Genomic DNA, 21014 nt, shown 5'->3' with positions numbered 1-21014 from the left:
AGGGCGAAGGTCATGGCGCAAAACAGCGCGTTATCAACGCTGAAAGATCTGGCTGAAAAAGAAGTTGATGATGCCGCATTGCAGCTTGGCGCAATGCGACGCGGGTGCCAGCAGGCTGAAGAACAGTTGAAGATGTTAATCGACTATCAGCATGAATATCGCACCAACCTCAATACCGATATGACACAGGGCATTGGAAGCCAGCGCTGGATTAACTATCAGCAGTTTATCCAGACGCTGGAGAAGGCGATAGATCAGCATCGCCAGCAGCTTCACCAGTGGACCCAGAAAGTCGATACCGCGCTGAATTTCTGGCGCGAGAAGAAGCAGCGACTGCAGGCCTGGCAGACCTTACAGGACCGACAGATTGCGGCAACGACCCTGGCGGAAAACCGCCTGGATCAGAAAAAAATGGATGAGTTTGCCCAGCGCGCATCAATGAGGAAACCGGAATGATCACACTGCAACAACTGCTGATGAGCGACAGCGACCTGTCAGGCGGTACGCAGACAGGAAAAGGCACCGACGGTGCACAGGACTTTCTCGCGCTGCTCGCGGGCGCCCTGTCGGACGCGACGGGCAAGGGCAACGATGCGCCCCTGACGCTGGCTGACCTGAAAGCCGCCGGCAGCAAGCTGTCCCACGTTGCTCAGGACGCCAAAGGGGATACCACCCTGCAGGCCAAAATTGCCGACCTGCTCTCACGTCAAACTGCGCTGAATGGCGATGAAACGTCGCCCGTCACGTCGCTTGATACGCTGGTAACCGGGCTGGTGCCGCTGTCAAAGGGTGATGCCCTGAAAACGCTTAATGCGGTCAACAGCAAAGATGACGGCAAAAGCGAGCTGAGCGAAGAGGAGCTGGCCGGGTTAAGCGCGCTGATGGCGATGCTGCCGCACCAGCAGACCAGCACCTCACGTGCGGCAGGCAGTGACGGTGTGTCCGCCACCGCAACGCTGAGTTCAGCGACGCTGACGCAAAACGGCGCGGGCCAGCCGTCCCTGAACGCGCTTACGGGAAGCCATGATAAAGCCCAGAGTGCTGCGCCTTATCAGAGCCAGGCGAAAAACAGCGACCCGGCCCTGTCGGGTAACGCGCCGGCCACGCCGGCCGTGGCCGCAACGGCAGAGAAGCAGGAGCTTGCCAGTTCCTCCTCCTCAGCCTCACCGACGGCGACCCTGGCACCGATTATGTCCAGCCATGCGACCAGTCAGACAGCCGCCACCGTCGCCACCGCGCCGGTGTTAAGCCAGCCTCTGGGTACGCATGAATGGCAGCAGTCCCTGAGCCAGCACATCACCCTGTTCACTAAACAGGGCCAGCAGACAGCCGAGCTGCGTCTGCACCCGGAAGATCTGGGTCAGGTGCAAATTTCGCTTAAGCTGGATGATAACCAGGCGCAGCTGCAGATGGTTTCTGCGCACAGCCATGTCCGTGCGGCGCTGGAAGCCGCGCTGCCGGTCCTGCGAACCTCACTGGCGGAGAACGGCATTCAGCTTGCGCAAAGCAGCGTCAGCAGCGAGAGCTTTGCCGGGCAGCAGCAGTCCTCATCCCAGCAGCAGCACCAGGCTTCGCGTTCCGGCAACACCGGCGGCTTTAATGACGAGAGCGATGAGTTACTGCCTGTCCCTGCCGCTCTGCAATCCGCCGCGCGCGGTAACAGTGCCGTAGACATCTTCGCCTAAACGCCAGAGGTAGCGTGATTATCCCCGTCTTTTCCACGCTTTGACGACAGCAGGACACGGGATAATCACCTTATTAAGCTGTACCGAAACAGGAAGCTCGTATCAGATGACTGACTCCGCTATCACCAAAAAAAGTAAGCGTTCCATCTGGATCCCGCTGCTGGTGTTGATCACGCTCGCCGCCTGCGCTACCGCGGGCTATAGTTACTGGCGTATGCAGCAGGAACCTTCGACCGCTGCGGCCAAAGCCGAACCTGCACCACCGCCGGCGCCGGTATTTTTCCCTCTGGACACCTTCACCGTGAACCTCGGTGACGCGGATCGTGTGCTGTATGTCGGTATTACGCTGCGCCTGAAGGATGAAGCCACGCGCGCGCGTCTGAATGATTATCTTCCGGAGGTGCGTAGCCGCCTTCTGCTGCTGTTCTCTCGTCAGGACGCTTCGGCGCTGGCCACCGATGTGGGTAAGCAAAAGCTGGTCGACGCCATTAAACAAACGCTGGCGACCCCGCTGGTAAACGGCCAACCTAAGCAGGAAGTCACTGACGTTCTGTATACAGCCTTCATTCTGCGGTAACGACATGGGCGACAGTATTCTTTCTCAGGCAGAAATCGATGCGCTGCTCAACGGCGACAGCGATAAAAGTGATGATCCGCAACCGGGTATTGGCGGCGATAGCGATATTCGTCCCTATGACCCGAATACCCAGCGTCGCGTGGTACGTGAACGTCTGCAGGCGCTGGAGATCATTAACGAACGTTTTGCACGTCAGTTCCGTATGGGGCTGTTTAACCTGCTGCGTCGTAGCCCGGATATTACGGTCGGTGCGATCCGCATTCAGCCGTATCACGAGTTTGCCCGCAACCTGCCGGTGCCAACCAACCTTAACCTGATTCATCTGAAGCCGCTGCGCGGCACCGGTCTGGTGGTGTTTTCCCCAAGCCTGGTGTTCATCGCGGTGGATAACCTGTTCGGCGGCGACGGGCGTTTCCCGACCAAAGTAGAAGGTCGCGAATTCACCCACACCGAACAGCGCGTCATTAACCGCATGCTGAAGCTGGCGCTGGAGTCCTACAGCGACGCGTGGAAAGCGATTAACCCGCTGGAAGTGGAGTACGTCCGTTCTGAGATGCAGGTGAAATTTACCAATATCACCACCTCCCCGAACGATATCGTCGTGAACACGCCGTTCCACGTGGAGATCGGTAACCTGACCGGCGAGTTCAACATCTGCCTGCCGTTCAGCATGATCGAACCGCTGCGCGAGCTGCTGGTTAACCCGCCGCTGGAGAACTCCCGCAACGAAGACCAGAACTGGCGTGAAAACCTGGTCCGCCAGGTCCAGCATTCGCAGCTTGAGCTGGTGGCGAGCTTCGCCGATATCCCGCTGCGGTTATCACAGATCCTGAAATTACAACCCGGTGATGTTTTGCCGATAGAAAAACCCGACCGCATTATTGCCCATGTGGATGGTGTCCCCGTGCTGACAAGCCAGTACGGCACGATTAACGGTCAGTATGCGTTACGCGTTGAGCACTTGATCAACCCGATTTTGAATTCGCTGAATGAGGAACAGCCCAAATGAGTGACATGAACAATCCGTCCGATGAAAACAGCGGAGCACTGGACGATCTGTGGGCTGACGCGTTAAACGAGCAAAAAGCGACCCCGGCCAAAAGCGCAGCGGATGCCGTATTCCAGCAGCTCGGCGGCGGTGATGTCAGCGGCACGCTGCAGGATATCGACCTGATTATGGATATCCCGGTTAAGCTGACCGTTGAGCTGGGACGTACCCGCATGACCATTAAAGAGCTGCTGCGCCTGACGCAGGGCTCCGTAGTAGCCCTTGACGGCCTGGCCGGCGAGCCGCTGGATATCCTGATCAACGGCTATCTGATTGCTCAGGGTGAAGTGGTGGTGGTGGCCGATAAATACGGCGTACGCATCACCGACATCATTACCCCGTCTGAACGTATGCGTCGTCTGAGCCGTTAAGCATGAAAACCCAGGCAACAGTATCGCAACCTTCTGCCGTTCCCGGCTCGCCTCTGCTCCAGGTGAGCGGGGCGTTGTTCGGTATTATTGCCTTTATTCTTATCGCCGCCTGGCTGGCGAAGCGCTTTGGCCTGGCGGGGAAAACCGCCGGTGCCCGCGGGCTGAAGGTCAGCGCCAGCACCACGCTGGGGCCGCGTGAACGCGTGGTCATCGTCGAGGTGGACGATGCGCGCCTGGTCCTGGGCGTCACGGCGTCAAACATCAGCGTGTTACATAAACTGCCGCCCGCCCCTGTTGTGGTGGACGAGCGTGCAGAGGCCCCTGCGGATTTCCAGTCCGTGATGAAGAGTTTGCTTAAGCGTTCCGGGAGATCCTGATGCGCCGTTTGTTATCCCTGACGCTTGCGGGCGTTGGCCTGTTTGCTCCCGCGGTCTATGCGCAACTGCCCGGTCTGGTTTCTACCCCGCTCGCGGGCGGCGGCCAAAGCTGGTCGCTTCCGGTTCAGACGCTGGTGTTCATCACCTCGCTGACGTTTATTCCGGCCATCCTGCTGATGATGACCAGCTTCACCCGCATCATCATCGTTTTTGGTCTGCTGCGAAACGCGCTCGGCACCCCTTCCGCTCCGCCAAACCAGGTTCTGCTCGGGCTGGCGCTGTTTTTGACCTTTTTCATTATGTCGCCGGTGATCGATAAGATTTACACCGACGCCTACCAGCCGTTCAGCGAAGATAAAATCTCCATGCAGGAAGCGCTGGATAAAGGCGCGCAGCCGCTGCGGGAATTTATGCTGCGCCAGACGCGCGAAGCGGATCTGGCCCTCTTTGCCCGCCTGTCCAACACCGGCGAGCTGCAGGGACCGGAAGCGGTACCCATGCGTATTCTGCTGCCCGCCTATGTGACCAGCGAGCTGAAAACCGCATTCCAGATTGGCTTTACCATCTTTATTCCGTTCCTGATTATCGACCTGGTGATCGCCAGCGTCCTGATGGCACTCGGGATGATGATGGTGCCGCCCGCGACCATCGCCCTGCCCTTTAAGATCATGCTCTTTGTGCTGGTCGACGGCTGGCAGCTGCTGGTCAGCTCGCTGGCGCAGAGTTTCTACAGTTAAGGAACGGCAATGACACCCGAATCGGTCATGATGATGGGCACGGAGGCGATGAAAATCGCGATTGCCGTTGCCGCGCCGCTGCTGCTTGTCGCGCTGGTTACCGGTCTGATTATCAGTATTCTCCAGGCCGCCACGCAGATTAACGAAATGACGCTGTCATTCATCCCGAAAATCATCGCCGTGTTCGTGGCGATTATCGTGGCCGGGCCGTGGATGCTGAACCTGCTGCTGGACTATATGCGCAACCTGTTTACCAACCTGCCGTACATCATCGGCTGACCTGACGATGCTGCACTTCACCAGCGACCAGTGGGTTCAGTGGCTCGGCGTCTATTTCTGGCCGATGCTTCGCATCATGGCGCTGATCTCCACCGCCCCCATTCTCAGCGAGAAATCGATCCCTAAGCGTGTCAAAGTGGGGCTGGGCATCATCATCTCCATTATCGTCGCCCCGTCTCTTCCGCCGGTGGATATTCCGATCTTCTCGGCGAATGCGGTATGGGTGGCCCTGCAGCAGGTGATGATTGGCGTCGCCGTTGGCTTTACCATGCAGCTCGCCTTTGCCGCGGTGCGTACCGCGGGGGAACTGATTGGCCTGCAGATGGGGCTATCGTTCGCCACGTTTGTCGATCCCGGCAGTCATCTCAACATGCCCGTGCTGGCGCGCATTATCGATCTGCTCGCCATGCTGCTGTTCCTGTCGTTCAACGGCCATCTGTGGCTTATCTCCATGCTGGTGGACACGTTCCATACGCTGCCGATTGGCGAAAATCCGGTGAACAGCAATGCGTTTCTGGCCCTCACCCGCGCGGCGGGGCTGATCTTCCTCAACGGGCTGATGCTGGCGCTGCCGATCATCACCCTGCTGCTGACCGTCAACCTGGCGTTAGGTTTACTCAACCGAATGGCACCGCAGCTTTCGGTGTTTGTCATTGGTTTTCCGCTGACGCTGACGGTCGGAATTTTATTAATGTCATTACTGATGCCACTTATCGCTCCCTTCTGTGAACATTTATTCGGCGAGATATTCAACCTGTTAGCGGATATTGTTAGCGAACTGCCACGTAAATAATAGCCCGCACTGTTGTTACTGTCTTTCTGAGGATATTCCTAAAATAAAACGCGAAAAACATCTTCCAGGATATATCTGACGCGGTTTAATTGTTTCTAACCACCTCACAATACTTAATATTTACTTTACTTTAAGAAGATTCCTGGCAAATTATACGTAACTTTACGGGATAGTGAGTCCGCCTGAAAGTCTTTGTCATGCTCACAGGTTTATTATTTTTTTCCATCCCGTATGGCTGTTTTGAGCTCTCAGGCAGATGGTGAATTATCGTTACGCATTGAGTGAGGGTATGCCATGTCAACGATCATTATGGATTTATGCAGCTACACCCGGCTAGGGTTAACCGGGTACCTGGCAAGCAGAGGGGTAAGAAAGAGAGACATCAACGATGCACACACCGTTGACGAACTCGCAGCCGCTTGTGACGAACTTAAACCAGGCGTGGTGTTTATTAATGAGGACTGTTTCATTCACGATCCAGCCAACAGTCAGCACATTAAGCAAATCATTAATCAGCATCCAAAAACCCTGTTTATTGTTTTTATGGCCATCGCGAATATCCATTTCGATGAGTATTTGTTGGTCCGTAAAAATTTATTGATCAGTTCTAAATCGATTAAACCCGAGTCGCTGGATGACATTTTGGGTGATTATTTGAATAAAGAAGTTAAAAATGTAGGAGCGGTTAACTTACCCACCCTATCATTAAGCAGGACTGAATCAAGTATGCTGCGAATGTGGATGGCGGGACAAGGAACTATTCAGATCTCCGACCAGATGAATATTAAAGCGAAAACCGTTTCATCACACAAAGGAAATATTAAACGGAAAATTAAAACGCATAATAAGCAAGTGATCTACCACGTGGTACGCCTGACCGATAATGTGACGAACGGGATTTTCGTCAACATGCGTTAGTCGCTTAAGAAAAGACCCTGTGCACCCTACCTTTGATCTCTGGCCTGGCCAGAGATTTTTGCTTTTACAGCGGGTGTCGGGCACGCAATGTGCTACCCGACGCCGTGCTAGTCTGCTTTCTCTACAAAAATACCGTCCGGATGCCCCAGTTCGTTAAAAAACCAAATGCCGAGCGGGTAGTCTTCCAGTGATACCAGGTACATTGTACCTTCGCTAAACTCTTCAATTGCCAGCACCACACCCGGGCGGCGCGGCCCACCGTCCGTTTTAACGGTTACCCGATCGTTGACCTTCATACATTCCTCCTCTGGTTTTGAGCCAGTGTAGAACAAAACGCAAAAACGCACATCGCCGCCCGGCGTGAATGGCGTTTTTATGCACAGGCTATACTTAACCCTGGACACGTTTGCAGGTTGAAAGAGGAGTCCCGCAATGAAGACCGATAAAGAGTACAGCGATACCATCAAGCGCGAAGTCGAGGTGGATGTCGATGCCCTGCTGGCCGCCATCAATGAGATCAGCGAGTCAGAAGTCCGCCGCTCGGACGACAATTCGGACCGCGTCATTGTCAACGGAAGGGATTATCACACCTATCGCGAGCTGGCCGAGGCCTTCGAGCTCGATATTCACGACTTTAGCGTGTCGGAAGCCAATCGTTAGGGCGAAAAAAATCCCGGTCATGGGGATGACCGGGATCAAAACTTGCTTATGCAAGAAGCACTTGAAAATTCGTTACACCAGGAAATCTGATGTACATGCCACACTATCCCCAACGAATTTGTCTGACAAGCATATATTCTTAGGATGAATATAATATTTTTAACATAATGCTTTTGGTTATGAGCAATAACATACGCCGAATGCGGGTTTGCCAGGGAATACTCTCATTTCTCCGGTTAACAATTCGGATATTTTTTAGGAATTTTCTTAGAGCGAAACGCATCCGTCACCGGGAGTCACTATGCCTTCACTGCGGGATACCTTGCTGATTTTTTCCGACCTGGATGGCTCGTTGCTGGATATTCATACCTATGACTGGCAACCCGCCAAGCCCTGGCTGGACAGGCTGCAGGATAACCAGATTCCGATCATTCTCTGCAGCAGCAAAACCGCGGCAGAGATGCTGGATATTCAGCAGGATCTGGGGCTGGAAGGCCTGCCGTTTATTGCCGAGAACGGCGCGGTGATTCAGCCTGACGTGCGCTGGGACACTATCCAGCGTCAGATTAGAGGGATGACGCACCGGGATATTCGTCCGCGGATCGAGCAGATTCGCCTGCAGACGGGCTTTAAATTCACCACCTTTGACGATGTGGATGAGCACGTTATTAGCGAGTGGACCGGACTGACGCGCTACCGTTCGACGCTTGCCCGCAAGCACGAAGCCTCCGTCACGCTGATCTGGCGCGATACCGACGAGAACTTGCTCCAGTTTGAAGAGGAACTGGCGCACAGCGGCCTGCAATGCCTGCAGGGGGCGCGCTTCTGGCATATTCTGGACGCCCGCTGCGGTAAAGACGTGGCGGTTAACTGGCTGATTGAACGGTATCGCGAGCAGGAAGACATTGAACCCACCACGCTAGGGCTCGGCGACGGTCCCAACGATGCGCCGCTGCTCGACAGCATGGACTTCGCGGTGGTGATCAAGGGGATTAACCGCCAGGGCATCACGCTACGGGACGATAACCCCGCGCGGGTCTATCACACCCAACAGCCCGGGCCTGCGGGCTGGCAGGAGGGGCTGGATCATTTCCTGTCCTGATCCCGCCACACGACCCGGTTACGCCCGCTCTGCTTGGCCTGATACAGCCGGGCGTCCGCCACGGACTGCAGCTGTTCAAAATCGTAATTGCCCGTTTCATCCGCGCTGCTGACGCCCAGTGACGCGCTGATGCGCAGGGTTGTGCTCTTCTTCACCAGGATCTCCTTACTGTTGATTCGGCAACGAATGCGTTCGGCGACGCCTCTCGCCTCCTCCAGACCAAGACCGGGAAGGACCACACAAAACTCTTCGCCACCGACGCGTCCGGCCACGTCATTCTTGCGTAACGCGCTGGCAATCACGCCTGCCGTATGGGAAAGCACCTTATCACCGGCCTGATGGCCGAAACGGTCGTTGATGTTTTTAAAATAGTCGAGATCGATCTGAATCACCGAGAACGGCAGAGACTGCTGACGACAGGTTTCCGCCAGCAATTTTGCGCGGTCGAACAGCGCGCCGCGATTATTCAATCGGGTCAGCGGATCGTGCCAGGCCTGCCACTGGAGCGAGTGCTGAAGCGTATACATGTTACTCACCATCCGACGGATCACCAGCCACGAGATCAACAGCATGGCGGTAAAGAGCGCCCACAGCAGCGCCAGCACAATGCTGATACTGCCGAAGTCGTCCTGTACCCCTTCGTGCAGGGTGTGGATCCGCAGGACGACGCCATCGAAATGATCGAGCCGCTCCCAGGTGATAAACCGGCTCCCGAGGCGGATACCGCCGCCGGTATCATGTTCAATCGCCTGGGCAATCTGCGCCGTTTCGCGTTCGTCAAACTGGTTAACCGGACTTCCCGCGTGGGCCGAGGTGGCAATCATATTAAGCCTAGTATCGTACAGCTGATACTCCCCCTCCGTCCGGTCTTCCGTCGCGTCGGTCAGCAAACGCTGCATCGTGTCTAATGTAAAATCCATCGCCACGACGCCGTACCAGTAATGATCGAAATAGATGGGAACGCTGGCGGTGATCGTGCGTTCATCCCCGGTCCAGGATGAAGGCGTGGAGATAAACCAGCGCACGGCGCGGGCGCGGTTGTTACGTTCTGACTGCTGGGTAAACCAGGACTGCGTGACCAGATTATAATAGCGGGCGGTAATATCACCCGCCCGATCCGGCGTATCCGTGGAAAGGAAAAAACCGGCGCGGGAGACGTAGATCACCCGCGCTTCCGTTTGCGCTCTCGATGACGCCAGCCTGAGCAGATACCCCACTTCGAGCGCGGCAGAAATTTCATGACTGATGCGCTCAGCGTCCCGGTTCAGAAGCGTGGTTTTATCCACGAACGCATCCGAGACCCCGTTGATGGGAAGGGTGCGCTTTTTATCAACGGCGAGCTGCCAGGTGGGGAGCATGCGGACGGTGTTAAAACGTGACACCGCATCCTGTAGGACATCAAAGGCCAGCGGCGTCTCGATTGCATCATGCATACCCTGGCGGAATAACAGCATCCTGTCGACGCTGTTCTGTAACTGCCTGTCCAGCGAACTGGCCACCGTATCCAGATGATTGCGCTGGCTGGAGATGTACGCCTCTTCCAGCACCACCACCTCACGCCAGGTCAGGAGCGTGGAAAACACCAGAACGATCAGAAAACAGAGATTAACAATCCGCCCCGGATTGCTACGCTTATGCAGCCATTGCAAAAAAGTTTGTCTTACAACAAAGGTATCGCGCTGCACACACACTCCCTGATTACTGCTCTATACCCGAAACCTGAGATAAAAACGCCCGGCAAAGCCGGGCGTTATGTGATTAAGCCTTGTCCCGTTTGTGCTGCCCGTCCCCCGGCTGAAGCTCATCTTCACGGAATGCTTCCCGCTTGATGCTATAGCCATCGTGCCACCGGCATTCCACCATTCCGCTGGAATACCCGGTGACGATCATACGTGGGCCGCCCTTTTTAGGCTTAACTTCATCACTGACCAAAAAGACCATACCTGCCTCCTGTATCAGGGTGAAACTGTTTCAATTTAGACGAGGAATGGTCTTTTTGCATCCTGCCGACGGTAACAATTAGTGCGACGTGCCGCGAATTTTCTCAACCAGCTTCACTGTCGCAACGACGATAGCGCCAATGATAAAGCCCAGCACCAGGTTCAGCAGCGTGGGCAGAATCGCCGCGATAACGGCCCCCTGCGTGGAGGAGAAATGTTCGATGGCATGGTGCAGCGGCGCAATGCCGTGAACCACAATTCCGCCGCCTACGAGGAACATCGCCAGCGTTCCCACCACCGACAAGCTCTTCATCAGCCAGGGCGCCAGCACCAGCAGGCTTTTGCCGATGCCTCTTGCCACCGCGCTCGACTTTTCTTCCAGCCAGTAGCCAATATCGTCCAGCTTGACGATCAGTCCCACCAGACCGTACACGCCCACGGTGACCAGAATCGCGATGCCGGAGAGGATCAGCACCTGGTTCACAAGCGGCGCGTCAGAGACAATCCCCAGCGTAATCGCGACGATTTCCGCAGACAGGATAAAGTCGGTCCGAATGGCGCCTTTGACCTTATCGCGCTCGAAGGTTTTTGGATCCTGCGCGGCCAGCGCTTCAAGACGCTGCTGGCGCACCTCCGGCGTATCGCTCTGCTTGCGCGCGCTAAAGGAATGCAGCACTTTCTCCACGCCCTCGAAGCAGAGAAATGCCCCACCGATCATCAGTAACGGCGTGATGGCCCAGGGGATAAAGGCGCTGATCAGCAGCGCCAGCGGCACCAGGATCACCTTATTCAGGAAGGAGCCTTTCGCCACGCCCCACACCACCGGCAGTTCACGGTTTGCCCTCACCCCACTCACCTGCTGCGCGTTAAGCGATAAATCATCGCCCAGCACGCCTGCGGTTTTCTTCGCCGCCAGTTTCCCCATCACTGAAATGTCGTCCAGTAGGGTGGCTATATCATCCAGCAATGTTAATAAGCTACTTCCTGCCAAAATCTTAATCCTTCATTTTTTGGTAATTAAGTGAATAGTATGGAGCAAAAGCGCAAACCCGGAAACAGGCACCTTACGTCAACAAAAAATTCACATCAGCTACACAATTAAAGGGCTCGCCAGCGCGATAGTTTTCGCGTTTACTATCAGCGACCTTTTTATTTCGTCGTGAGGGATTATGCGTTTTCGGCAATTGCTACCGCTCATCGGGGCACTCTTTTCGCTGTACATCATCTGGGGCTCAACCTACTTTGTCATTCGCATCGGCGTGGAAAGCTGGCCGCCGCTGATGATGGCGGGCATCCGCTTCCTTTCGGCGGGTATCCTGCTGCTGGCCTTCCTGATGCTGCGCGGGCATAAGCTTCCCCCGCTGCGCCCGATGCTGAATGCCGCCCTGATCGGCCTGCTGCTGCTGGCAGTGGGGAACGGGTTTGTGACGATTGCCGAGCACCAGAACGTCCCGTCCGGGATCGCCGCCGTGGTCGTTGCCACCGTACCGCTGTTTACCCTCTGCTTCAGCCGTCTTTTCGGCATCCGCACCCGCAAGCTGGAATGGCTGGGGATTGGGATTGGGCTGGCCGGCATTGTTCTGCTCAACAGCGGCGGCAACCTGAGCGGGAATCCGTGGGGCGCGGTGATTATCCTGATCGGCTCGATGAGCTGGGCGTTCGGCTCCGTCTACGGGTCGCGTATCGAACTGCCGACCGGCATGATGGCCGGTGCGATTGAGATGCTCGCCGCGGGGATTGTCCTGCTTCTGGCCTCCACTCTGACGGGAGAAAAGCTGACCGCGCTGCCGGACCTGTCGGGCTTTCTCGCGGTGGGCTACCTGGCGCTGTTTGGCTCTATCATCGCCATTAACGCCTATATGTTCCTGATCCGCAACGTCTCCCCGGCGGTCGCCACCAGCTACGCCTACGTTAACCCGGTCGTGGCCGTGCTGCTCGGGACAGGACTGGGAGGAGAAACGCTCTCGCCTGTGGAATGGATTGCTTTAGGGATCATCGTGTTTGCCGTCGTACTGGTCACGCTGGGCAAATATTTGCTGCCGGCAAAACCGGTGGTCACGCCTTGTGAGGTGGAGAAACCGTAAGCAGGTGAATACCCTGCGTGTCGATCTGCGCGGTCTGACCGCCGCCGCAGATCCACTCTTCCAGCCGTTCGCGCAGATCGGTATCGTTCAGCTTTAGTCTGCCTCTCAGCGCACACTCCCAGACGATCAGCACCCGCCAGCCCTGCGCAATAAGCATTGAAAGATCCCGTTTGTCACGCTCGACGTTCTTGCCAATCTTATCCAGCCAGAAATCGGTGCGCGTCGCGGGGACTTTAAACAGGTAGCAGTCGTGATGGTGCCAGAAGCAGCCGTGAGTAAAGATGATGCACTGCCAGGCGTCGAGGACGAAATCGGGACGACCCGCCAGGGCGGGATCCTGCACGCGAAAGTCAAACCCTGCCTGCGTCAGCAGCGCGGCCAGGCGCTTTTCAATGGCGGTGTCACGCGTGCCGATGGCACGCATGTTTTTACTGCGCGTGGCCTTATCGTGAACGTCCGTCATTGACGGCCTCACTCTGGCGTAGCGCCACCGCCTGTCTGATGCGCGGAGCCAGCAGTTTTGCGACAGCCGCAAACGCGGGAACGACGACCGAGTTACCAAACTGGCGGTACGCCTGGGTGTCTGAAACCGGAATGCGGAAACCGTAGCCTTGCGGCGTTTCAAAGCCCATCAACCGGGCGCATTCCCGCGGCGTTAAGCGCCGTGGGCGATGACGCTGGTTGTGCGGATCGTCGAAATCTTTTTCACCCAGCGCTTTGTCCCAGCCTCTGTCGATCAGGATTTCCGCACCGTCTTTATAGTAGCGAGCAGACAGCGTGCGGGTGACGCTGTGCGGATCGTTCGGGTTGACCATCCCAAAACCGAAGCCGTTGCCTTTCGCCTGATGCTTCTTGGCATAGCGGTAAAGGTATTTCCACAGCACCGGGGTCAGGATAAATTTCGCGTCGACGACCGGTTCCAGCAGGTCGGCCACGGTAGGACGGCGCTCGGGATACAGAGAAGGAATATCCCGCAGGGTGAAATCCCCCTTCAGATTGAGATCGCGGCGGAAGCCCACCAGCACGATACGTTCGCGATGCTGGGGCAGGAAATGTTTCCCATCAATGATTTTAGGATCGTCCGCGCCCATGTCCTCTGAATCGGCCACGTCATAACCCAGCTCATCCAGCGTTTGCATGATAATGCGGAAGGTTTTCCCGCCGTCGTGGCTTTTTAAGTTTTTGACGTTTTCCAGTACAAAAATGGCTGGACGACGGGCGTCAATAATGCGCGCCACGTCAAAAAACAGCGTTCCCTGCGTATCGCAGGCGAAACCGTGGGCGCGTCCGAGGGCATTCTTCTTGGAGACGCCGGCCAGCGAAAAAGGCTGGCACGGAAAGCCGGCCAGCAGCACGTCATGCGCGGGGATCGTCTGACGAATATGCTCGGCGGCCTGCTCATCGCTCACGCCGCTTTTATGGCTCAGGGTGACATCGCGAATATCGGCGTTGAAATGATGCTCGTGCGGGTCGCAGTACCAGTTGGCCTTATAGGTCCGCACGGCGTGCTTGTTCCACTCGCTGGTAAATACGCACTGTCCGCCGATAGCTTCAAAACCGTGCCGAATACCGCCGATACCGGCAAACAGATCGATAAACCGGAAGGCATAGTTCGGGTGCGCGGCAGAAGGTCGCGGAAGCAGGTTTTGCAGATAACGAAACTCGCCTTCACTCAGGCGACGCCCTGCTCGCTCGCTGGTCAGCAGACGTTTAAGGATCGCCGGGCTCCAGTGGCTTTCGCCGTGCGCCACCAGCAGACTGGCCAGCGTTTTAGCATCATAGATATCCAACAGCTGGCGCAGTAAGGCCTGCACCGTTGCCGTTGATTTCTCAGCCTGCGCGGGCGCGGGCTCTTTCACTGCTCGATTTTCCTGCATTCTTTTAACCGGAGAGTAAAGACTGGGAACAGATTACCACAGTTCAGTTGCGCAAACTGCGACGGAAGCGGCTCAGCACCTGGCTATCCAGCCCGAGGCAGTCGCCGTGTAATTCGGCGCTGAGTTTCGCCATAAACTGGATCAGGAAATCGGCATTGTGACGTGCCAGTTCGCGGCCCATTTCCGTCTGCATTGTATCAGGCAAACGCAGCAGCTTGGTCTGAAAATGGTCGAGGGCAAATGCCCTATCGTCGAGAGAGCGCGCATCGGCAAAGGGATCGTCCGCGTCAAATAGCGGCACGCCCAGCGCGCCCGAGACGGCAAAAACGCGCGCCAGGCCGATAGCACCTAACGCTTCCAGCCGGTCAGCGTCCTGCACTATTTTGGCTTCCATACTCTGCGGCGCGATTTCGGCGCTAAAGCTGTGCGCCTCAATCGCGTGCGCGACGGCGGCAATATGCTCTGGCGGAAAGTCCGGAAAGTCGCGGCGCAGAATGTCGCTCGTCTTACGCGCGGCGAGCCTTGACGACTGACTGCGTTCGGGATGATTTTTCGGCAGGCTGACAATATCGTGAAAATAGCATGCGGCCAGAATCACCCGCGGTTCGACCGTGTGGTGAACCATGATTTTTTGCGCCGTCATCCAGACCCGTCGAAAATGCGAAATATCATGTGCGGTATCGTCGTTCTGATGATTTTCCTTGAGCCAGCGCTCAAAGCCATGCTGCCACCGGGCCAGTTCCATCGTCATGTCCTGTTGTTAAAAAGAGGATGAATTATAACATAGCCAAATTAAATAAATTTAAAAATAGAAATGCGAAATATTTAATAATAATTACACCATATAAATTCAATTAATTAATTCACAGGAAAAATAAAGAGATTTATAGAAATAATTTGAAATATTTCATAGAATTTTATTACATTTATTTTTGAAACTAAATCACATCTCCTGGAATAGTATCAACCCTGTAATTACGGAGGGTAATTACATATATTCATATAAATTATCTTTAAAGGGAATATATAATGAAAAGAAAAGTTCTGGCAATTCTTGTACCCGCATTATTAATGGCAGGCGCAGCAAATGCGGCTGAAATGTACAACAAAGACGGCAACAAAGTTGACCTGTACGGCAAGGTCGACGCGCGTCATACCTTCTCTGACAACCCTGGCGACGATGGCGATGAAACCTATGTACAGATTGGTTTCAAAGGCGAAACCCAGATCACTAACGACCTGACCGGTTACGGCCAGTGGGAATATAAAACCTACGCTAACGATACCGAAGGCGCGGGTGATAAATCCTTTAACCGTCTGGCATACGCTGGCCTGAAATTTGGCGAATACGGTTCATTTGATTATGGCCGTAATTACGGCGTCGTGTACGACGTTGAAGCGTGGACCGATATGCTGCCTGTATTTGGCGGTGATTCCTACACCTGGACTGATAACTTTATGGTTGGCCGTACCAACGGTGTTGCGACCTATCGTAATAATGATTTCTTTGGTCTGGTTGATGGCCTGAACTTTGCGCTGCAGTATCAGGGTGCTAACGAAGGTGCTAACGCTAACGAAGATCAGGAAGGCACTAAAAACGGTCATAAAGACGTACGCTTCCAGAACGGCGACGGCTTCGGTATGTCCACCTCCTATGACTTCTCTGGCGATCTGTCCGGCCTGAGCCTGGGTGCAGCGTACTCTTCTTCTGACCGTACCAACGATCAGGTTGCCTACGGCAAAGCCGCAGAAAGCATCGGTTTTGCGGGTGGCGAAAAAGCTGAAGCCTGGACCGTTGGCGCGAAATACGACGCAAACAGTGTTTACCTGGCGATGATGTATGCGGAAACCCGCAACATGACGCCAATCGGCAACGTTGGTATCGCCAACCAGACTCAGAACTTTGAAGCGGTTGCACAGTACCAGTTCGACTTCGGTCTGCGTCCTTCCCTGGCATGGGTTTACTCAAAAGGTAAAGATCTGGACGGTAAAGGATTCAATCAGGATCTGGTTAACTACATCGACCTGGGCATGACCTACAGCTTCAACAAAAACTTCTCCACTTATGTTGATTATAAAATCAACATGCTGGACAACGATGAAGCGCTGTATGACGCATACGGTATTTCCACCGACGACATCGTTGGTGTGGGCATGACCTACCAGTTCTAACCTCTAAAAATACCAAAGGCCGCATCTGCGGCCTTTTTTATTTCTTAACGGTACGTATTACGGCGCTTCCTGCAGCGCCACGCGGATAAACCCGTTATTCTGCGCCAGCAGCTCATGAGCTTTCCACGCATCCAGCCCTGTCAGCACCATCAATACCGCTGTTTTACAGTGATGGTTACAGCTCTCCAGCGCCGCTTTTGCCTCCGCCCGGGAGCATCCCCCCGCTTCCATTACAATGGCGATTTGACGTTCGGCCCATTTGGTGTTGCTTGCCTCAAGATCCACCCGCAGGTTGCTGTATACGCGCCCGGTTCTAACGGCCAGCCCGGTAGCGATCATCGAGAGGATCATTTTTTGCGCGATCCCCGCTTTGGTGTTGAGGTAGCCGGCCACCACATCGGCACCCAGTTCGGGGGCTATAACCATACTCGCCAGCTGCGCGGCTTCACTTTGCGCATCACCGGTAATCACGGCAACCGGCGAACCCAGCGACCATGCATGCCGCATCGCTCCCCAGACCCACGGCGTTTTTCCGCTGACGGTCACGGCCAGCATCATATCGTGTTCACCAAATTTAATGGCCTGCAGGTCGGAAACGCCGCGCTCGTAGCTCCCTTCCCCCTCTTGTGCCGTTACGGCCATCACAGGGGTTTTGCCCGGCGCATAGTCATCGGCAACCTGCTGCGCGACACGACCAGACGGCCCCGCCCCGACAATGACCAGACGACCACCGTGATTGAGGGTCGCGGCAGCGTTATCCACCGCACGGGCAATCGTCTGTAAACAAGGGGTGATAGCAGCAGAAATGAGTGCATCATCCTGGTGAATGACTTTCAGCATGTCCAGCGTGGACAATCTATCGATATTCATCGTGCTGGCGTGCCGTCTTTCCTTGACCGAACCGGTAAGCATAATGCTCATAAACAGCCTCCTTATTATGAGTACCCACACACTATAAAGTGTTTTATATAGATGACCTGCGAGGAGGGTCACGAAAAGAGGACCAAATCCACGCTTTTACATGGCTTTAAGAAAAGTGCGTCATCGGCGATAATTACCCTCTTACTTAATCATCGCGGAGTATTGATGAGCGATTTGCAGCCTTTTCTTCCGACGCGCAAGCGCCCCATGAAACTCAATACGCTGGTCACGCTGATGGTGTGCGCGATTATCGGTTCAGTTCTGCTGGTGGTTTTTGCGCTCTATTCGGTGCAGATCACCCGCGCAACGCGCGATGATGTCAAAGACACCGCGCTCGGCATTGCCCGCACCCTCGCCGACAGCCCCGAGATCCAGCGCGGCCTCATGCAGGCACCGCAGGAGAACATTATTCAGCCCATCGCCCAGGCGGTGACGAAGCGAAACGATCTGCTGTTCACCGTGGTCACTGATATGCGCGGGATCCGCTACTCTCATCCGAATGAGGCGCTGCTCGGGCTGCATTTTATCGGTGACGATTTAACGCCCGCGCTGGAAGGCAAAGAGAACGTATCGGTTAACCGGGGCGCGCTCGCCGAAGCGCTGCGCGTTTTTACGCCCGTCTACGACGCCCAGCACGAGCAGATTGGCGTGGTGGTCGTCGGAATCTCCCTGAATAAGGTTGAAGAGCAGATCGCTCGCGGGCGGCTCAACGCCGTCTGGACCATTTTGTTCAGTATTTTTATGAGTTCTATGGCGATTTGGGGTCTGGTGCGGGTTCTGAAGCGCATTCTGTTCGGGCTCGAACCCTACGAAATCTCCGCCCTGTTCGAACAGCGCCAGGCGATGCTGCAGTCGCTTCGCGAGGGTGTTCTGGCCGTTGATATACACGGCCGCGTGACGATGATTAATCAGACCGCCAGAGAAATATTGCTTCTCCCCTCCGGCAAGCAGACCGAAAACACCAGCGCGCCCCTGCTGGCTAGCCTGCGTGACGTCTCGAAGACGGGCGTCGCACGCCAGGACCAGGAGATCAGCTGCAACGGTCGACTATTGCTGTGCAACATGGTCCCCGTGAAAAGTCAGGATCGGGTGATCGGCGCCATCACCACCTTCCGTGATAAAACGGAAGTCAGCCAGCTGATGCAGCGTCTGGACGGCATGGTTAACTACGTCGATGCCCTGCGCGCCCACACCCACGAGTTTATGAATAAACTGCATGTGATACTCGGCCTGCTGAATATTAAGCGCTACGACAAGCTGGAAGAGTACATTCTCCAGACGGCACATCATTACCAGACGGATATCGGTACGATACAGAGCAAGGTAAAATCCCCGGTGGTTGCCGGGTTCCTGCTGGGTAAAATCAACCGGGCGAAAGAAGCGGGCGTCACCCTGACGCTGGCGGATGAAAGCCAGATACCGGATACCGCAAGTGAAGAGCAGGTCGCGGTGCTGATCACCGCGCTGGGCAACCTCATTGAAAACGCGCTCGACGCGATGGAAGGACAGCAGGAGGGCGAGATCGGCCTGCTGCTGCATTATCAAAATGGCTGGCTCAGCTGTGAAGTCAGCGACGATGGCCCCGGCATTGATCCCACTCAGCTGGAGTCTATTTTTACAAAGGGCTTCTCAACAAAAGGTGAAAACCGCGGCGTTGGGCTGTTCCTTGCTCGCCAGCAGATTCAGAACCTTGGCGGCGATATCTCCGTCGAGTCTGAGCCCGGCGTATTTACCCAATTTTTTGTTCACATCCCCTGGGATAGCGAGAGGAAAATCGCGTGATAAATGTGTTAATTGTCGATGATGACGCCATGGTAGCCGACCTCAACCGTCTGTATGTCAACCGTGTTGAAGGCTTTAGCTGCTGCGGCGTCGCCTCCACGCTAAGCCAGGCCGAGGCCATCATTAATAACCCCAGCCAGCCCGTCGATCTGGTGCTGCTGGATGTCTATATGCAGCAGGATAACGGGCTGGATCTGCTGCCCGTGATTCGCGCATCCGGCCGCCCAATCGACGTGATCATGATCTCCTCGGCCGCCGACGCCGCGACGATCCAGACCTCCATCCATTACGGCGTGGTGGATTATCTGATAAAGCCGTTCCAGTTCCCGCGCTTTGAAGAGGCGCTGAACGGCTGGAAGGCCAAGCACAGCCTGATGGGGTCGCACCAGTATTACGAGCAGGCGGACGTCGACCGCCTGATCCACGGCGGGGCGCCGGAACTGGCGGACAGCAAAAAGCTGCCGAAAGGGTTAACGCCGCAAACGCTGCGCACGATTTGCCAGTGGATTGACGCTCACCCGGAGACGGAGTTTTCCACCGACGATCTGGCAAACGCGGTCAATATTTCCCGCGTGTCCTGCCGCAAATACCTGATCTGGCTGGCGCAAATCAATATTCTGTTCACCAGCATTCACTACGGCGCCACCGGGCGTCCGGTGTATCGCTACCGTCTTCAGCCGGAGCAAACGGGCCTGCTCAAGCAATACTGTCAGTAACGCGGTAGGTATCATCCAGCAGGGTAAAGCGGAAGTGGTGTGCTGAAGAGAACACCACTTCTTTTGTTTTGGTCACAAAGATGGCCTCAATGTCGGGGCGCGCACGCAGCGCGGCACAGCCCTTCTCCACGCCCATGCCGTACATCAGCGTGGTCCAGATATCGCCGTCGATGGAATCTTTGGAAATGATGGTCACGCTGTCCAGTTCGTTGTCCAGCGGATATCCGGTGCGCGGATCAAGAATGTGGTGATAGCGTTTGCCGTCTTGTTCAAAATAGCGCTCGTAGGTTCCCGACGTGACGACGGACACGTTCTCAACGATCATCGTGCCGATCAGCGCATCTCCGGCGAACGGTTTTTTCAGCCCGACGCTCCAGCCCCCTTCCGGCGAGCCTAACGTCTGAATGTTGCCGCCGAGGTTAATCAGCCCCAGCTCCGCGCCCTCTTTATGCAGGTAATCCCGCACCCGGTCGGCGATATAGCCTTTGGCAATCGCCCCCAGATCGATCTCCATCCCCGCTCTGGTCAGAAACACGCTGCTGCTGGCCTCATCAAGGAGAACATCCTCGGGCCGGGTTATCGCCAGCAGCGACGCGATTTCATCGGCAGGCGGAACGCTGTCCCCCTGAAAGCCAATCTTCCAGCGCTTCACCAGCGGACCGATCGCCAGATTAAAGGCGCTGTCCTTGAGCAGGCTTGCCGCTTTTGCACAGCGGATCAGATCAAACACCGGCCGACTGACGGTGACCGGATGCTGGCCCGCCGCATGGTTAATGTCCATCACCTGCGAGTGCGCGCGGTTAACGGTGAGCAGATCTTCGTACTGTTTGATCAGACGAAACACGCGGGACGCGAGGGCTTCGTCATGGGAGAAGAGTTTCAGGAGGATGGGCGAGCCCATCAGAACGGCGGAGTAGCTGTAAACGCGATGGCTATCAGGCATGGCAGGAGTCCTCAGAAGTAGCCCCGGCAAGC

General features: G+C 55.6%; 24 protein-coding genes and 1 pseudogene. 16 read left to right on the top strand and 9 right to left on the bottom strand.

The features are described from left to right. Window positions 1-12: 12 nt before the first annotated feature. The 10 genes and pseudogenes from fliJ (at window position 13) to rcsA (ending at window position 6785) form a co-directional block, all read left to right on the top strand. Entirely contained in the window at window positions 13-456 is a 444-nt protein-coding gene (gene fliJ, locus C6A40_RS20185) for a flagellar export protein FliJ (RefSeq protein WP_021241386.1), read from the top strand. Further along, window positions 453-1685 (top strand): flagellar hook length control protein FliK, encoded by a 1233-nt coding sequence (gene fliK, locus C6A40_RS20180; protein ID WP_045336389.1) that lies wholly within the window; start codon window positions 453-455, stop codon window positions 1683-1685. Before fliJ ends, fliK begins: the two co-directional genes overlap by 4 nt. A 106-nt stretch (window positions 1686-1791) precedes the next feature. Continuing rightward, window positions 1792-2262: a flagellar basal body-associated protein FliL gene (fliL, locus tag C6A40_RS20175; protein WP_021241388.1), complete on the top strand. Its 471-nt coding sequence runs from the start codon at window positions 1792-1794 to the stop codon at window positions 2260-2262. 4 nt (window positions 2263-2266) lie between these two features. Next, window positions 2267-3271: a flagellar motor switch protein FliM gene (gene fliM, locus C6A40_RS20170; RefSeq protein ID WP_008500320.1), complete on the top strand. Its 1005-nt coding sequence runs from the start codon at window positions 2267-2269 to the stop codon at window positions 3269-3271. Then, window positions 3268-3681, top strand: a complete 414-nt coding sequence (gene fliN, locus C6A40_RS20165; RefSeq protein ID WP_008500318.1) for a flagellar motor switch protein FliN — start codon at window positions 3268-3270, stop codon at window positions 3679-3681. Before fliM ends, fliN begins: the two co-directional genes overlap by 4 nt. Before the next feature lie 2 nt (window positions 3682-3683). Further along, window positions 3684-4058, top strand: coding sequence for a flagellar biosynthetic protein FliO (fliO, locus tag C6A40_RS20160; RefSeq protein ID WP_032663259.1), 375 nt, complete (start codon window positions 3684-3686; stop codon window positions 4056-4058). Beyond that, a complete protein-coding gene (gene fliP, locus C6A40_RS20155) occupies window positions 4058-4795 on the top strand; it encodes a flagellar type III secretion system pore protein FliP (protein ID WP_008500316.1) in 738 nt (245 codons plus the stop codon). Before fliO ends, fliP begins: the two co-directional genes overlap by 1 nt. 9 nt (window positions 4796-4804) lie before the next feature. Further along, on the top strand, window positions 4805-5074 hold the full coding sequence (fliQ, locus tag C6A40_RS20150) for a flagellar biosynthesis protein FliQ (RefSeq protein WP_008500315.1): 270 nt from the start codon (window positions 4805-4807) through the stop codon (window positions 5072-5074). A 7-nt stretch (window positions 5075-5081) separates the two neighbouring features. Then, window positions 5082-5874: pseudogene (gene fliR / locus C6A40_RS20145) on the top strand (flagellar biosynthetic protein FliR); the annotation flags it as partial. A gap of 287 nt (window positions 5875-6161) precedes the next feature. After that, complete coding sequence (gene rcsA, locus C6A40_RS20140; RefSeq protein ID WP_008500313.1) at window positions 6162-6785, top strand: transcriptional regulator RcsA; 624 nt, start codon at window positions 6162-6164, stop codon at window positions 6783-6785. A gap of 107 nt (window positions 6786-6892) precedes the next feature. Here rcsA and dsrB read toward each other — a convergent pair whose 3' ends face one another. Next, window positions 6893-7081 carry a protein DsrB gene (dsrB, locus tag C6A40_RS25130; protein WP_008500312.1) on the bottom strand — a complete coding sequence of 63 codons (189 nt, stop codon included), beginning with the start codon at window positions 7079-7081 and terminating at the stop codon, window positions 6893-6895. Between the two features lie 136 nt (window positions 7082-7217). Here dsrB and yodD point away from each other — a divergent pair, with 136 nt between their 5' ends. Both yodD and C6A40_RS20125 read left to right on the top strand, forming a co-directional pair. Then, window positions 7218-7445, top strand: coding sequence for a YodD family peroxide/acid resistance protein (gene yodD, locus C6A40_RS20130; protein ID WP_008500310.1), 228 nt, complete (start codon window positions 7218-7220; stop codon window positions 7443-7445). A 301-nt stretch (window positions 7446-7746) separates the two neighbouring features. Next, window positions 7747-8547, top strand: a complete 801-nt coding sequence (locus C6A40_RS20125; RefSeq protein ID WP_114191381.1) for a mannosyl-3-phosphoglycerate phosphatase-related protein — start codon at window positions 7747-7749, stop codon at window positions 8545-8547. Here C6A40_RS20125 and dgcQ read toward each other — a convergent pair. From dgcQ to C6A40_RS20110, 3 genes are all read right to left on the bottom strand, one after another. After that, window positions 8532-10232 (bottom strand): cellulose biosynthesis regulator diguanylate cyclase DgcQ, encoded by a 1701-nt coding sequence (gene dgcQ / locus C6A40_RS20120; protein ID WP_021241391.1) that lies wholly within the window; start codon window positions 10230-10232, stop codon window positions 8532-8534. The two genes, C6A40_RS20125 and dgcQ, sit on opposite strands and share 16 nt — an antisense overlap. A gap of 73 nt (window positions 10233-10305) precedes the next feature. Continuing rightward, window positions 10306-10488 (bottom strand): YodC family protein, encoded by a 183-nt coding sequence (locus C6A40_RS20115; RefSeq protein WP_008500307.1) that lies wholly within the window; start codon window positions 10486-10488, stop codon window positions 10306-10308. 78 nt (window positions 10489-10566) lie between these two features. Continuing rightward, window positions 10567-11478 carry a DUF808 domain-containing protein gene (locus C6A40_RS20110; RefSeq protein WP_045336394.1) on the bottom strand — a complete coding sequence of 304 codons (912 nt, stop codon included), beginning with the start codon at window positions 11476-11478 and terminating at the stop codon, window positions 10567-10569. A gap of 178 nt (window positions 11479-11656) precedes the next feature. On the opposite strand from C6A40_RS20110, the gene yedA reads away from it, so the two are divergent. Beyond that, complete coding sequence (gene yedA / locus C6A40_RS20105) at window positions 11657-12571, top strand: drug/metabolite exporter YedA (RefSeq protein ID WP_021241392.1); 915 nt, start codon at window positions 11657-11659, stop codon at window positions 12569-12571. Here the strand turns inward: yedA and C6A40_RS20100 are convergent. The 3 genes from C6A40_RS20100 to C6A40_RS20090 all read right to left on the bottom strand — a co-directional run bounded on the left by C6A40_RS20100 (window position 12543) and on the right by C6A40_RS20090 (window position 15193). Further along, a complete protein-coding gene (locus C6A40_RS20100; RefSeq protein ID WP_008500303.1) occupies window positions 12543-13034 on the bottom strand; it encodes a very short patch repair endonuclease in 492 nt (163 codons plus the stop codon). The two genes, yedA and C6A40_RS20100, sit on opposite strands and share 29 nt — an antisense overlap. After that, window positions 13015-14430 (bottom strand): DNA cytosine methyltransferase, encoded by a 1416-nt coding sequence (locus C6A40_RS20095; protein WP_023293871.1) that lies wholly within the window; start codon window positions 14428-14430, stop codon window positions 13015-13017. Before C6A40_RS20095 ends, C6A40_RS20100 begins: the two co-directional genes overlap by 20 nt. Window positions 14431-14491: 61 nt before the next feature. After that, a complete protein-coding gene (locus C6A40_RS20090; RefSeq protein ID WP_025913343.1) occupies window positions 14492-15193 on the bottom strand; it encodes a phosphohydrolase in 702 nt (233 codons plus the stop codon). A 284-nt stretch (window positions 15194-15477) separates the two neighbouring features. On the opposite strand from C6A40_RS20090, the gene ompC reads away from it, so the two are divergent. After that, entirely contained in the window at window positions 15478-16620 is a 1143-nt protein-coding gene (ompC, locus tag C6A40_RS20085; RefSeq protein WP_023325575.1) for a porin OmpC, read from the top strand. A gap of 57 nt (window positions 16621-16677) precedes the next feature. Here the strand turns inward: ompC and C6A40_RS20080 are convergent, their stop codons facing one another. After that, complete coding sequence (locus C6A40_RS20080; RefSeq protein WP_008500299.1) at window positions 16678-17541, bottom strand: N-acetylmuramic acid 6-phosphate etherase; 864 nt, start codon at window positions 17539-17541, stop codon at window positions 16678-16680. 165 nt (window positions 17542-17706) lie between these two features. Between C6A40_RS20080 and C6A40_RS20075 the strand changes: the two genes are divergently transcribed. Together C6A40_RS20075 and dcuR are read left to right on the top strand one after the other, a co-directional pair. Further along, window positions 17707-19323 (top strand): sensor histidine kinase, encoded by a 1617-nt coding sequence (locus C6A40_RS20075; RefSeq protein WP_023293867.1) that lies wholly within the window; start codon window positions 17707-17709, stop codon window positions 19321-19323. Further along, window positions 19320-20039, top strand: a complete 720-nt coding sequence (gene dcuR, locus C6A40_RS20070) for a two-component system response regulator DcuR (RefSeq protein WP_008500296.1) — start codon at window positions 19320-19322, stop codon at window positions 20037-20039. The genes C6A40_RS20075 and dcuR overlap by 4 nt, the downstream gene beginning before the upstream one ends. On the opposite strand, the gene C6A40_RS20065 is transcribed toward dcuR, so the two are convergent. After that, entirely contained in the window at window positions 20020-20982 is a 963-nt protein-coding gene (locus C6A40_RS20065; RefSeq protein ID WP_008500295.1) for an FAD:protein FMN transferase, read from the bottom strand. The two genes, dcuR and C6A40_RS20065, sit on opposite strands and share 20 nt — an antisense overlap. Between the last annotated feature and the right edge of the window lie 32 nt (window positions 20983-21014).

The sequence above is a fragment of the Enterobacter sp. GER_MD16_1505_Eko_090 genome (assembly GCF_003331015.1).
Classification (GTDB): domain Bacteria; phylum Pseudomonadota; class Gammaproteobacteria; order Enterobacterales; family Enterobacteriaceae; genus Enterobacter; species Enterobacter roggenkampii.
This window is presented reverse-complemented; position numbering and strand designations above follow the sequence as displayed.

Coding starts and splice junctions, on each gene's coding strand:
- fliP (WP_008500316.1), top strand. CDS start 4,058: ATGCGCCGTTTGTTATCCCTGACGCTTGCGGGCGTTGGCCTGTTTGCT.
- fliQ (WP_008500315.1), top strand. CDS start 4,805: ATGACACCCGAATCGGTCATGATGATGGGCACGGAGGCGATGAAAATC.
- C6A40_RS20100 (WP_008500303.1), bottom strand. CDS start 13,034: ATGACGGACGTTCACGATAAGGCCACGCGCAGTAAAAACATGCGTGCC.
- fliO (WP_032663259.1), top strand. CDS start 3,684: ATGAAAACCCAGGCAACAGTATCGCAACCTTCTGCCGTTCCCGGCTCG.
- fliK (WP_045336389.1), top strand. CDS start 453: ATGATCACACTGCAACAACTGCTGATGAGCGACAGCGACCTGTCAGGC.
- yodD (WP_008500310.1), top strand. CDS start 7,218: ATGAAGACCGATAAAGAGTACAGCGATACCATCAAGCGCGAAGTCGAG.
- dsrB (WP_008500312.1), bottom strand. CDS start 7,081: ATGAAGGTCAACGATCGGGTAACCGTTAAAACGGACGGTGGGCCGCGC.
- rcsA (WP_008500313.1), top strand. CDS start 6,162: ATGTCAACGATCATTATGGATTTATGCAGCTACACCCGGCTAGGGTTA.
- fliJ (WP_021241386.1), top strand. CDS start 13: ATGGCGCAAAACAGCGCGTTATCAACGCTGAAAGATCTGGCTGAAAAA.
- C6A40_RS20125 (WP_114191381.1), top strand. CDS start 7,747: ATGCCTTCACTGCGGGATACCTTGCTGATTTTTTCCGACCTGGATGGC.
- C6A40_RS20090 (WP_025913343.1), bottom strand. CDS start 15,193: ATGGAACTGGCCCGGTGGCAGCATGGCTTTGAGCGCTGGCTCAAGGAA.
- C6A40_RS20115 (WP_008500307.1), bottom strand. CDS start 10,488: ATGGTCTTTTTGGTCAGTGATGAAGTTAAGCCTAAAAAGGGCGGCCCA.
- yedA (WP_021241392.1), top strand. CDS start 11,657: ATGCGTTTTCGGCAATTGCTACCGCTCATCGGGGCACTCTTTTCGCTG.
- C6A40_RS20075 (WP_023293867.1), top strand. CDS start 17,707: ATGAGCGATTTGCAGCCTTTTCTTCCGACGCGCAAGCGCCCCATGAAA.
- ompC (WP_023325575.1), top strand. CDS start 15,478: ATGAAAAGAAAAGTTCTGGCAATTCTTGTACCCGCATTATTAATGGCA.
- C6A40_RS20065 (WP_008500295.1), bottom strand. CDS start 20,982: ATGCCTGATAGCCATCGCGTTTACAGCTACTCCGCCGTTCTGATGGGC.
- C6A40_RS20080 (WP_008500299.1), bottom strand. CDS start 17,541: ATGAGCATTATGCTTACCGGTTCGGTCAAGGAAAGACGGCACGCCAGC.
- fliM (WP_008500320.1), top strand. CDS start 2,267: ATGGGCGACAGTATTCTTTCTCAGGCAGAAATCGATGCGCTGCTCAAC.
- fliL (WP_021241388.1), top strand. CDS start 1,792: ATGACTGACTCCGCTATCACCAAAAAAAGTAAGCGTTCCATCTGGATC.
- fliN (WP_008500318.1), top strand. CDS start 3,268: ATGAGTGACATGAACAATCCGTCCGATGAAAACAGCGGAGCACTGGAC.